The organism is Neorhizobium sp. LjRoot104 (genome assembly GCF_964253725.1).
GTDB lineage: Bacteria > Pseudomonadota > Alphaproteobacteria > Rhizobiales > Rhizobiaceae > Neorhizobium.
Genome location: NZ_CAXURS020000002.1, coordinates 1,473,776 through 1,485,783, shown reverse-complemented (window position 1 = coordinate 1,485,783; position 12,008 = coordinate 1,473,776). Strand labels below are relative to the sequence as shown.

Annotated in this window: 10 protein-coding genes; 3 read left to right on the top strand and 7 right to left on the bottom strand. The window is 61.0% G+C overall.

Going from position 1 to position 12,008, the window contains the following annotated elements; all coding sequences use genetic code 11:
- Window positions 1–57: 57 nt before the first annotated feature.
- Window positions 58–1,059 carry a LacI family DNA-binding transcriptional regulator gene (locus ACSQ8R_RS29165; protein WP_436256818.1) on the top strand — a complete coding sequence of 334 codons (1,002 nt, stop codon included), beginning with the start codon at window positions 58–60 and terminating at the stop codon, window positions 1,057–1,059.
- Between the two features lie 39 nt (window positions 1,060–1,098).
- Here the strand turns inward: ACSQ8R_RS29165 and ACSQ8R_RS29160 are convergent, their stop codons facing one another.
- From ACSQ8R_RS29160 to ACSQ8R_RS29130, 7 genes are all read right to left on the bottom strand, one after another.
- On the bottom strand, window positions 1,099–2,958 hold the full coding sequence (locus tag ACSQ8R_RS29160) for a DUF2264 domain-containing protein (RefSeq protein ID WP_436257307.1): 1,860 nt from the start codon (window positions 2,956–2,958) through the stop codon (window positions 1,099–1,101).
- A gap of 61 nt (window positions 2,959–3,019) precedes the next feature.
- The gene (locus tag ACSQ8R_RS29155) at window positions 3,020–4,300 is read right to left on the bottom strand and encodes an ABC transporter substrate-binding protein (protein ID WP_436256817.1); all 1,281 of its coding nucleotides are present in this window, start codon (window positions 4,298–4,300) and stop codon (window positions 3,020–3,022) included.
- Between the two features lie 30 nt (window positions 4,301–4,330).
- A complete protein-coding gene (locus ACSQ8R_RS29150) occupies window positions 4,331–5,062 on the bottom strand; it encodes a DUF624 domain-containing protein (protein WP_436256816.1) in 732 nt (243 codons plus the stop codon).
- Window positions 5,063–5,082: 20 nt separating this feature from the next.
- The gene (locus ACSQ8R_RS29145; protein ID WP_436256815.1) at window positions 5,083–6,192 is read right to left on the bottom strand and encodes an ABC transporter ATP-binding protein; all 1,110 of its coding nucleotides are present in this window, start codon (window positions 6,190–6,192) and stop codon (window positions 5,083–5,085) included.
- 9 nt (window positions 6,193–6,201) lie between these two features.
- Entirely contained in the window at window positions 6,202–7,374 is a 1,173-nt protein-coding gene (locus tag ACSQ8R_RS29140) for a glycoside hydrolase family 88 protein (RefSeq protein ID WP_436256814.1), read from the bottom strand.
- Window positions 7,375–7,378: 4 nt separating this feature from the next.
- A complete protein-coding gene (locus ACSQ8R_RS29135) occupies window positions 7,379–8,215 on the bottom strand; it encodes a carbohydrate ABC transporter permease (protein ID WP_436256813.1) in 837 nt (278 codons plus the stop codon).
- Window positions 8,216–8,218: 3 nt separating this feature from the next.
- On the bottom strand, window positions 8,219–9,169 hold the full coding sequence (locus ACSQ8R_RS29130; protein WP_436256812.1) for a carbohydrate ABC transporter permease: 951 nt from the start codon (window positions 9,167–9,169) through the stop codon (window positions 8,219–8,221).
- A 228-nt stretch (window positions 9,170–9,397) separates the two neighbouring features.
- Between ACSQ8R_RS29130 and ACSQ8R_RS29125 the strand changes: the two genes are divergently transcribed.
- Together ACSQ8R_RS29125 and ACSQ8R_RS29120 are read left to right on the top strand one after the other, a co-directional pair.
- Entirely contained in the window at window positions 9,398–11,179 is a 1,782-nt protein-coding gene (locus ACSQ8R_RS29125) for a heparinase II/III domain-containing protein (protein ID WP_436256811.1), read from the top strand.
- 11 nt (window positions 11,180–11,190) lie between these two features.
- Window positions 11,191–11,979 (top strand): discoidin domain-containing protein, encoded by a 789-nt coding sequence (locus ACSQ8R_RS29120; RefSeq protein ID WP_436256810.1) that lies wholly within the window; start codon window positions 11,191–11,193, stop codon window positions 11,977–11,979.
- Window positions 11,980–12,008 lie beyond the last annotated feature (29 nt).

The following is a 12,008-nucleotide window of genomic DNA, read 5'->3' as shown; positions in this document are numbered from 1 at the left end:
TCTGCTTGTTGCACTCGCTTGCAAAAATAGGCATTGATTGAGGCAAGGGAGAGGGCGATGAGCCGTAAGATTTTCGTCAGCGCCAAGGAAGTCGCCGACCGGGCCGGTGTATCTCGGTCGGCGGTTTCGCGGACGTTCACGCCGGGTGCGAGCGTTTCCGAAGAAACGAGGCGGCGGGTGATCGAGGCGGCCGAGGCTCTGGGTTATCACGTCAACCACCTCGCCCGCGGGCTTATGCGCAACGAAAGCGGCATCGTCTGCCTGATCGTTTCCGAGCTTGATACGCCCTACCGCGCCAGCCTCATCCGGGCGCTCACCGGCCAACTCCAGAGCGCCTCGAAGATCGCCATGCTGATCAATACCGACCGCTCCGACGACAGCGTCGACCAGGCGCTGCGGCAGGCGATCAGCTACCGCGCCGATGCCTCGATCATCCTGTCCGGCATGCCGGACAGGTCGATCACCGATCTCTGCCTGAAGAGCGGCCAAAGGCTGGTGCTGATCAATCGCGACGAGGATCGGGAGGGCGCCCTGATGATCAACCTCAATGATCGTGAGGCAGCCCGGCGCAGCTTCATCGCCTTGCTACGCGCCGGCTGTCGCAACTTCGCCTTCGCCAATTCGGAGGCGATGACGCCGAGCCTGATGGCCCGCGAGGAGGGTTTTTGCGCTGCGGGCCGCGAACATGGCCTTGAGGTGGCCGTCGAACGTTTCGGCCCGACCACCTATCAGAGCGGCGCGGTGCTGGCACAGCGGCTGCTCACTCGCGAGAAACGACCGGACGCTGTCTTCTGTGTCAACGACCTGCTCGCCTGTGGCTTGATGGACGCCGCTCGGCATCAGTTCAACCTCGTCGTTCCGTCGGAACTTTGTGTCGTTGGTTTCGACGACATCGAGCAGGCATCCTGGTCCTCCTACAATCTCACGACCTTTGCCCAGCCCGTCGACCGGATTGCGGCGGAAGCCGTGGCCTGGCTCGATCAGGTCACTCCGGCGGAGACGAACTCCCGAAGACTTGACGCGGACCTCGTCTGGCGCGGATCGGTGCGGGGCGGATGAAGCGGCACGCGAGCACAGGGCAGGCCGCCGTGATCAACCTCACCTGGCGCCACCGAGGTTGAAGGCGGGGATCACCTCTCCGTCCGTGGCGAACAGCCGTTCCAGTTCCGCCACATCCGGGCAGACCGGGACGGACTGCAGAAAGGCCGGGTCCATCTCGACATTGGGGAGCGCGATGATCGCCGCGGCGAGCAGCGTCGTCCCTGCCTCGATCTCTCCACGGAGCTGGGGAAGAAGCGTTTTTGCGTGCAGGAGATTGGTATTGGCGATCGGGCTCATGGCATGGCCCTCGCGCCTCAAGGCGGGTGAGAGATCGATGATTGCGCTTGTATCGGTTTGGCCGCGCCAAACGGCGCAACCTCGGCCTTGCTCCGCGATATCGGCATTAAAATCCGCCTGCTCGATGGCGAAGCCGCCTTCCGTCGTTTGCAGAGCGCGAGGCGTGACAATGCGGTGGATGCGGATATGCCAGGGGTTGGCCGGCACCAGCCATGTCTCCACCGTGACATCGCTCCAGGGCTTCCAGCGGGAGTAAAGCCTGTCGCCAGCAATCAGCGCCTGCTCGAGCGTCTCGCGCATGCGGAAATGCACGCCGTCGTCGGAGAGACCGAGCATGCCGTCAAAACTTGCGGCCGCGAAATGCCGGTCGTTGGCCTCGATGTTGAAGGCGTAGCGGGTGGAATAGACGAATTTCGAATATTTCTCGTTGGCGCCGCGCATCCTGTCGTGCTGCTGACCGGAAGCGAGCACCACGACATTGCCGGGCGTATGCATGGCGACCATGCCGGGTTCCTTGAGTGGAACCGGGTCGGCAAAGGACGGCGCGGGCGCTTCCTGTGCCAGCCAGAAGGGATGGTCGGCGGGCAGAGCCAGGGGTAAAAAGAACTTCATCGCCCAATAGGGCGAGCAGGGCGAGTTGTAACTTTCGCTCATCAAGAGATTGGGATAGCCGTAGCCGATCGACAGCACTCCGTCCCGGTCGGCGATCGGAAGCGTCGACCACCAGCGGATATGGCGCATGTAGTAGCCCTTGATCTCGGCCCAGGGCAGGGCCTCGACGCCCGCAAACGCCAATGCGCCCCAGAAGCCGCCGGCCGCGAACCGATAGGTCTGGCTGCGCCCGAAGGCGAGGGCGGCGCCATCCGGGCCGAACCAGTGGCGGATGTCCTGCGCAAACACCCGGGCACGTTCGCGATAGGCATCGCCGCGCTTGGTGTCGGCCTTCGCGAGCACCGAATAGATCAGCGCATAAAAATGCATGGCAAACGGGATATAGTGATCGACGCGCTTGACCGGCCCGTCGCGATACCAGCCTTCGCCCAGCCGGAAGGCCTCGGTTTCGTCTAGATAGCTTTCGGTCTTGGATCGGTCGAAGCCTATGCCCACGCGTGTGAGGCCGAGATCGATGAGAACCCGGAAGAATTTCCAGTTGTTGTCGATGAATTCCTTGTCACGGGCTGACAGGAGGTAGGCTGCGACGGTTTTCTTCGCTGCTTCGCTCAGCGGATCCCAGATATGTTCGGGAACCATGGCAAGCGCAAAACCCACTGCGGCCAGTTCCACCTGACGCTGGTCGCGGTCGGAAATGTCGCCCCAATATTCCGGATGGGACGGATCGGTACCGTTTGCGAGGCCGCGGCGGTAGAGATCCCAATGGGGGAAATCATGGCCTCCGGCTGCCAGCGGTACGATACCCCAGAGCGGTCGGGCGAAACCTTCGAGGTCGGCGGCGGCACGGTCGAAATGCGCGCCGGTGGCACTCAGACGGACCCGCGCGCTGCCTTCCGAAAAATAGGGAAGAAGCGGTTTGAACAGATCCAGGACCGCCTGGCCAAGGTCGTCTCGGGACAGAAGAGGGTTTCCGTAAAGGGGATTGGCTCGAACTGGGTCGTAGATCACTGGCAAACCATTTTTCATCGAGAGAGACCCGCGGAGGAACTCGCCTCCGCGGGTCGGGCTGTTACTTGATGGCCTTCACGCCTTCGGTCATTTCCTTCAGGCCGTCGTCGATGGAGATGTTATCGGTCATGATCGAGTCATGCGCACGATTGAGCACAACTTCGATCTTGGCGGCATTCGGATTAACGGCCATTTCGAGGAAGGACTTGCCGGACTGGAGTGCGTCCTTGCTTGCCTGATCCTGCGGGAACCCCGGCAGCGATGCGATCTTGGCGGTAACTTCCGGCGTGCGAACGGTCGGGATCGTGCCGGTGCCGGCAATGATGGCCGCCCCTTCAGGGCCGGTGACGAACTTGATGAAATCGAGCACCTCGGCCTTGTGAGTGGAGTTGGCATTGACGGCCAGCCCGGAAATCTGGGCTGCGGTCGTGCCTGCTGCAACGCCATCCGGATGCGGGAACTTCACGATGCCCCAGTTCTTGCTCTTGGATTCACCGGAGGCGACCTTGGCGATCTGGGTGCCGACGAACCAGGTCCCCATCGGCAGCATGCCGACCGTGCCATTGAAGAACAGCGCCGAATAGTGGGTGTTGGAGGTTTTCAGCGACGCATAGGACGGAACGACACCGGCCTTCTGCAGGGCAAGGGCGCGCTCGTACCACGGCTTCAGGAAGGCGTAGTCCGGACCCGCCAGCGTCTGCTTGCCGTTGAGAATGCCCGGAAGCTGGACCGTGGAGCGCCACGTGTGGAAGAGCGCGCCATAGGTCTTGTTCGCGCCCATGCCGCCGGCGAGCTTGGTGGCGATCTGGTCGAACTGCGCCCAGGTCATGTCGTTGGTCGGGTAGGTAACGCCGGCCTTGTCGAAAATGTCCTTGTTGTAATAGACGACCCAGAAATCCGAACGGAACGGCAGGGCATAGACCTTGCCGTCGATCTTGAGTTCGTCGACGAGGCCGCCAAAGGACGCAGGATCGATCTTCTGTTCCGTCATGAAGCCCGTAAGGTCCGAGATCGAACCGGCGCGGACGAGGTTCGCGTAGTTCGGGACGTCCTTGACGGTGACGATGTCGATATCCTTGGAGCCGCCCGCGAGCTGCGTGGCGATCATCTGCTGGTAGTCCTGCGAACCGAGGTCGACGGATTCGAACTTAACGTTCGGATGTTTTGCCTGGTATGCAGCCATCAGCGGCTTGTAATAAGCGACCTTGTCCCAATCCCACAACGCCCATTTGAGCGTCACGGCGTTGCCCGACTGTGCGTAGGCCGATCCTGCGATTGAACCCGCCAAGGCAAGACCCGCCATTGCGAACTTTACCGATCTCCCGAGTTTTTCCAAATACATTCCGTTCTCCTTCCCTGAAGTGTCTCTGGATTAGATATGCGTAGCGTCACCAGCTTGCGGTTCGCGATGCGCCTGTATTGCCATTGGCAGGGTTAGAACCATGACCGCTGCCCGATGGACGCCGAATGCGACGGCGAACATTCCGAGTGAAAAATTGAGGGTGGCCGGCATGAACACGGACACCGGATAAAAGACGACATGCGCAAGCCAGAGCGCGGCCACGAAGGCAAGTGCGGCAAGCGTCGGCAAAGGACGGACGACCGATGCAATCGCCGCAAGCCGCAGCAGCGTTGCCGCCGACAGATCGCGCATCACCATCAGCACGACGAGGTGGCAGGCCACGACGGCGATGAAGACGGTCGCGAGCAGCGCGATCGTCAGCGGCAGGGCCAGCACGAGATTGTCTTTCGCGGTCGAGGCATAGGTGACGATCGAATAGACGCCGAGGCCGATGGCAAGGGTGAAGGCCAGGCCCCATGCGGTCGCGCGCCAGAAATAGCGGAAAAACGCTTCGACAAAGTCGCGCAGGAGATAGGTATTCCGGTCCTCGACGAAGGCGACCGAAATACGGGCGGTCGCAGCGATTGCGGCGGGAATGGTAACGACGAACAGGGCGGCCAGAATGAACAGGATGTTCAATTTGACCATCTCCCACCACTCACGGGCGAATGTGTCGGCGAAGAGCGCCAGACCGGTCTTCTTCGGCGCATTCTTTGGAATGCCCGGCCCTTCCTTCGTCCACATGTCGCGCAGCCATTGCATGGCCGTTTCCTCCCGCCCGCCTAATAAAGGATCGAGCGCTCCGTTTGCCTGTCGAACAACTGCATATTGGTCGTATCGACGACCAGCTTGACCTCGTCGCCGATCCCCGCCTTGAACCGTGGCGACACGCGCGCGATCAGGCTGCGCCCGCCGGCGACGATATTGAGGTGGATTTCCGAGCCCATGGGCTCGGCGAGTTCCATGACGGCGGCGAAGGGCGCCAAGTTTTCCGGCGCGATATCGGCCGGCGGCAATTCGTGAAAATTCTCGGGCCGGATGCCGATGACGAGCTCGCGGCCTTCGTAGGGTGCGATGCGGCTTCTGTCGAAATGGGCCGGCAATGGCAGTTCCCGCCCGTCGAACAGGGCAAAATATGCATCGCCGCGCCGCTCGATCACCGATGGCATCATGTTCATCTGCGGCGCCCCGATGAAGCCCGCGACGAACATGTTGACGGGGCGATCATAGAGGTTCTGCGGCGTATCGACCTGCTGGATATGCCCGTCCTTCATCACCACGATGCGGTCCGCCATAGTCATCGCCTCGATCTGGTCGTGGGTGACGTAGATGAAGGTGGCATGGAGACGCTTGTGCAGCTTGGTGATCTCGGCGCGCATGGTGCCGCGCAGCTTGGCATCGAGATTGGAGAGCGGTTCGTCCAGCAGGAAGACCGCCGGATTGCGCACCATGGCGCGCCCGAGCGCGACGCGCTGGCGCTGGCCCCCGGACAATGCCTTCGGCTTGCGGTTGAGCAGGTGGGAGATGTCGAGGATTTTCGCAGCGTCCTGAACCTGGCTGTCGATGAAATCCCGGGACACTTTCCGAAGCTGCAGGCCGAAAGCCATGTTCTTGTAGACGGTCATATGCGGATAGAGCGCATAGTTCTGGAAGACCATGGCGATGTCGCGGTCCTTCGACGGCACATCGTTCATCAGGTCGCCGCCGATCTGGAGCTCGCCGCCGGAAATCTCTTCCAGCCCGGCGATCATCCGGAGCGTCGTCGATTTGCCGCAACCCGAAGGCCCGACGAGGATGATGAATTCCTTGTCGGCGATCTCCAGATCGATGTCATGGACGACGGTGAGAGCGCCGTAGGACTTGTTCAGTTTTTTCAGGGAAATGCTGGCCATCGGATTCTCTCACCAATAGGAGGACCAGGCGCGCGATAGGCGCGTCAGGGCCTCCATGTAATAATAATCGCCCCACGAGACGCACTCGTCGACGCCTTCGCCGCGGCAGGTGTTGTAGGGCGATTTTTTCGAATAGGTCCCGTGCAGGACGAGGCCGTTGGAGATCGCCGGGTCTTTCACCGCATAGTGCTCGACGAGGCTTTTCATCATGCGGCGCGCAAGCTCGCGGTAACGCGCGGCCATGTCCGCTTCGACCAGTTCGGCCATTTCGAGCAGCCCGCAGGCGACGATCGAGGCCGACGAACTGTCGCGGGGTTCGCCATCTGCGTCGGTAAACACCAGGTCCCAATAGGGCACCATGTCGGCCGGCAGTTTCTTCAGGTAGAAATCGAGAAGCCGGCCGAACGTGTTGCGATAGTCGTCGATCCGCTCGTAGCGATAGGAAAGCGCCATTCCGGCAATGCCCCAGGCCTGCCCGCGCGCCCAGAAACTGTCGTCCTTGTAGCCCTGTTTCGTCGCGCCGCGCACGGGCACGCCGGTAACCGGATCCATGTAGAATGTGTGATAGGTGGAATCGTCCGGCCTGACCGAGTTGGCGAGCGTCGTGCGGGCATGGATGAGCGCGATGTCGCGGTATTTCGGGTCGCCCGTCTCGCGGCTTGCCCAATAGAGCAACGGCAGGTTCAGCAGGCAGTCGATGATGTAGCGATATTCCTCGGCGACACCCTTGCGGCCCCAGGCCTGGATGAACTGGCCGATCGGCTGGAAGCGCTCGATAAGCTGGTCCGCGGCAAGAATGGCGGCCCTGCGGCCATCCTCATCCCCGACCAGCTTCCAGGCGGCGATGCAGGAAGGCGAATAGAGGAAGCCCATATCGTGGTGATCGGTCTCGATGCGGTTCTCGATCCGGTGCAGGAAGCTCTGCACCTGGATCTGCGCCGCATGCTGGAAAACCTTGTCCCCCGTATGCTCGAACGCCAGCCAGATTTCTCCCGGCCAGAAACCCGCGGTCCACTGGGTGTTTTCGACGGCGGGATAAAAATTGCCGACGCTGGAATGGTTCTGGGACGCATAGGTGAAGGCGGGCAGATTAAGCCGGATCTGGGCGACGGCGAGATCGAGCGCTGCCTTGACCTCGGCATCGGTGATCGGTTGGGGCGCGATCGGCGTGACGGCATTCATGGCGTTAACCCTTGAGGCCCGACGAGGCGACGCCTTCGACGAAGAAGCGTTGCAGCGACAGGAAGACGATCAGGACGGGAATGAGGGCGACGACAGATGCCGCCATGATCAGCCCGTATTCCGCGGAATATTGCGAGATGAACATGCGCAAGCCGATCTGGATTGTCTTAAGCTCCGTCTTGGTCAGGTAGATCATCGGCCCGAGGAAGTCGTTCCAGGTGGTGACGAAGGTGAAGATGGTCAGCGTCGAAAGCGCGGGCTTCGACAGAGGCAGCATGATGCGCGCCCAGATCTGATATTCGTTCATGCCGTCGATGCGCGCCGCCTCGCAAAGCTCGGTCGGGATCGACATGTAGAACTGCCGCATGAGGAACACGCCGAAGGCGGTGAACGCCTGCAGGCAGATCAGCGCCAGATGCGTATTGTTCAAGCCGAATTCGCGCATCAGCAGGAATTGCGGCACCATGTAGACCTGCCAGGGCATGGCGATCGTCGCGATATAGCCGAGGAAAAGCGTGTTCTTGTAGGGAAAATCGAGCTTGGCAAAGGCATAGGCCGCGAAACTCGACGTCAGCAGCTGAAGCAGGGTGACGATGATCGTCAGCTTCGATGTGTTGTAGATGAACAGGCCGAGCGGAATCTTCGTCCAGATATCCACGTAGTTCTGCCACTGCGGCTGCGATGGGATCCATTCGATCGGAAATACGAAGACGTCGCGGCTGAGTTTCAGCGAGGCTGACAGCATCCAGGCGAAGGGCATCAGCATCACGGCGGTGATGACGATGACCGTCACATAGACTGCAACGCTCTTGGCGGTGACCTTGCGTCCGGCGATCTTCACGGTTCAATCCTCCCTCTGTCGGCGGAACTGGACGACCGTGACCGCCAGCACGAGAAAGAAGAGAACGAGCGCGATCATGCTGGAATAACCGAGATCCCATGAAATGAAGGCTTCGTTGTAGATGTGATAGACGAGAACGAGGGTCGAGGTGCCCGGGCCGCCCTGGGTGATCATGTAGATCTGATCGAAGACCTTGAACGACTGGATGGTCAGCATGACCGTGACGAAGAAGGTCGTCGGCCCGAGCTGCGGCACGGTGACGTAGAGAAACTTCTGCCACGAATTGGCGCCATCGAGATCGGCCGCCTCGTAGAGCTCGGAATTGATGCCCTGAAGCCCGGCGAGGTAGATGACCATGTAGTAACCCATGCTCTTCCAGACGCCGAAGAGGATGACCGTCACCATCGCCCAATGCCGGTCGGCCGCCCAGCCAGGCATGTCCTTGGGGTCCAGGCCTAGCGTATAGAGGATCATGTTCACCGGCCCCATTTCGGGGTTGAAGATCATGTTCCAGACCACGGCGACGGCCACCAGCGAGGCGACATAGGGAAAGAACATCGCCGTGCGGAAGAAATCGCGCCCGAAGATCTTCTGGTTCAACAGGATGGCCAGACCGAGCGCGCAGGCAAGCGTCGCGGGAACCGAAACGACCGTATAGATGATCGTGTTCCAGAATGCGGCGATGAAGACCTTGTCCTCGAACAGACGCCAGAAATTATCGAGGCCGGCGAAGGTGATCGCATTGGAGCCGTCCCAATGCATGAACGCCAGCACGAAGGCGAACAGGATCGGTCCGAGCGTGAAGACAGCAAAACCAAGGAAGTTCGGGGCGATGAAGGAATATGCGACCAAAGCGCTCTGTATCTTGCGCCGGCGGCGCGACAACACTCTGGTCGATCGCCGGGATGCGGCTGGCGCATCACTTGCGGCAATGGTCGAATTCGACACGGACACTTTATCCCTCCTCGAACCAGGACGCTCCAATCGATGCCCAAGGGCTCATCCACGGCCGACAGGCAGCGATGATGCTGCGGGCGTGCCGCCTCCCTATCGAGGGGATAGCACATCTCCCGCATTGGTCAAACAAATTTCTGAATAAATCATATGAATTCTATAGTCATCTCAAAATACGTATGATAGGTGGCATTGCAGGTCGTTGATCGACCGCATGGAGGAAGGGTGATGTTCAGCGAGATCGCCGGAGCACTGCCGCCGGTTTTGGCGGACTTCATGCCCGGCGCGCCGATCCGGGACCGGGCCGCTTGGGATGCCGTACCGGAGGATATGCGTTCCGCTGTCATGCGGGATGCGGAGGCGGCGCTTGGTCGGCCGTGGTCGGTTATCAGGGCATCCGATTATCGGGAATATTCGCTGAACGGTAATCGCTCCCGATTTGAATCGCTGTATTTTTCGCGGCGGCGGATGTTGAACGACCTGGTTCTCGCCGAGCTGCTTGAGGGCAGGGGACGGTTCCTCGGTTCGATCATCGATGGCATCTTTCTGATCTGCGAGGAAAGCGGGTGGCAGCTTCCGGCTCACAACGCCTATGAACGCGGCGGGCAGCGGTTTGCACTGCCCGATACGGAGCAGCCGGTCATTGACCTGTTTGCGGCGGAGACGGGTGCGCTGCTTGCGACCATAGCGGATCTGATGCGCGATCGGCTCGACGAGGTCAGCCCGCAGATCGCGGCCCGGATCGAGCGGGAAGTCCGGCTGCGCATCCTGTCGCCCTATCTCGACCGGCATTTCTGGTGGATGGGCAACGGCACGGAGCGAATGAACAACTGGACGGCTTGGATTACCCAGAACGTCCTGCTGTCGGCCTTTGCCCTGAAGACGGAACAGGACCTGCGGCGCAAGATCGTCGAAAAGGCCCTTTCCGGCCTGGACGCCTTCATCAAGGACTATGCCGAGGACGGGGCCTGCGAGGAGGGAGTGGTCTATTATCGCCATGCGGCGCTTTGCATGGCCGGGGCGATGGTCATTCTGGACGCGGCGGCCCCGGGCTCCATGACGCCGCTCTGGAAGGCTCCAAAAATCCGCAGCATGGCGGAATATGTCGTCAACATGCATGTGACCGGTCGCAGGTATTTCAACTTTGCCGATTCCGCCGCCGTCATGGAACCCTGCACCGTGCGCGAGTATCTCTTCGGGAAGGCCGTGGGGTCGGATCTGTTGGCGGGCTTCGCCGCGCGCGACCGGCTGTCGTCCGAGCACAAGCATCTGCCGGAGGAGTGGAACCTGTGGTATCGGGTGCAGGAACTGCTGGTCATGCCCAAGATCGGCGGGGAACCGAAGCCGGCCGGCGATGCATTTTATCCCGGGATCGGCCTGTTGGTTGCCCGTGACGACCGCTTCGCGCTGGCCGTCAAAGGCGGCAATAACGGGGAAAGCCATAATCACAACGATGTCGGCAGCCTGACTGTCTACAAGGACGGCAAGCCGTTCCTGATCGACGTCGGGGTCGAGACCTACACGGCAAAGACCTTCTCGTCCGAGCGTTACGACATCTGGACCATGCAGTCTGGCTTCCACAACCTGCCGACTTTCGGGGACGTGAACCAGGCCGACGGCGCGGATTTCGCGGCGCGCAATGTCCATACCGAGTTCACCGAAAACCAGGCGCAGATCTCGCTGGATATAGCGTCCGCCTATCCGCTCGAGGCACGCGTGCGGTCCTATCGGCGCACCGTCACGCTCCGGCGCGGGCGGGAGATCGAGGTCGTGGATATCCATGAGGGTGACCTGCCGGCCGTGCTTTCGCTGATGACCTGCGTCGAGCCGGTCATCGACCACGCCCTTCATTTCGAAGGCCTTGGCCGCATCGACCTCGATGGAGCCGGTAAGGTCGAGGTTGACGCAATCGACATCGACGATGCCCGGCTGCGTATCTCCTGGCCCACGAGAATTTATCGACTGCGCATCCCCTTTGCCGGGACGCGCCTGAAACTGCGGATCGTCTGAGGAGGACGAGCATGGAATTGACACTGAAAGTCGTGGATGTGGCGGGCGAGGTTCGCGCCAAGGAGACGGCCGTTAACGAGGCCTATCTCGTTTATCGCGACATCTACAAGGAGGGCGATCAGGTCGTCGTCGAAGCGTCCGAGCCGGGATATCTGATGCTTGCCCTCGACGACGCGATGGCTCCCGCCCTCGTCTATATGAAGGGCGGGACCTACGCGCTCGGGGTCCCCTTCGGTTCCAAGCGCATTCCCTATTCACCGCGCGCCTTCGAGGGCGGGATCCACAGGCTGTGCGTGCGCAAGGCGCGGCCGGAAGAAATCGCTGCGCGCCGGAACCTTGCCCTCAATCCATGGGATGACCATGCCAACGTCTCCATCTTTCCGCACGCCAAGGCGAATGTGGAGACGCGGGGAGAGGCCGTTTTCGCGGCGCGCAACGCTATCGACGGCGAAAAGGCCAGCGACGATCATGGTTTCTGGCCCTACACGAGCTGGGGAATCAATCGCGACCCCGAGGCGACGCTGACCCTCGATTTCGGCCGGCCGGTGAAAATCGACGAAATCGTCCTCTACCTGCGAGCCGACTTTCCGCATGACGCATGGTGGGAAAAGGCGAGCGTCACCTTTTCCAACGCCGAAACCGCGTGTCTTTCACTGATCAAAACGGGTGCGGCGCAGTGCTTTCCGGTGAGGGGGCAGACGGTTGAATGGATCAAGCTGCACAGCCTGATCAAGGCCGATGATCCTTCGCCCTTTCCGGCGCTGACCCAGATCGAGGTCTGGGGACGTGAAGCGGATTAGAACCGAGTGTCGGACCGGACCACGCCGCC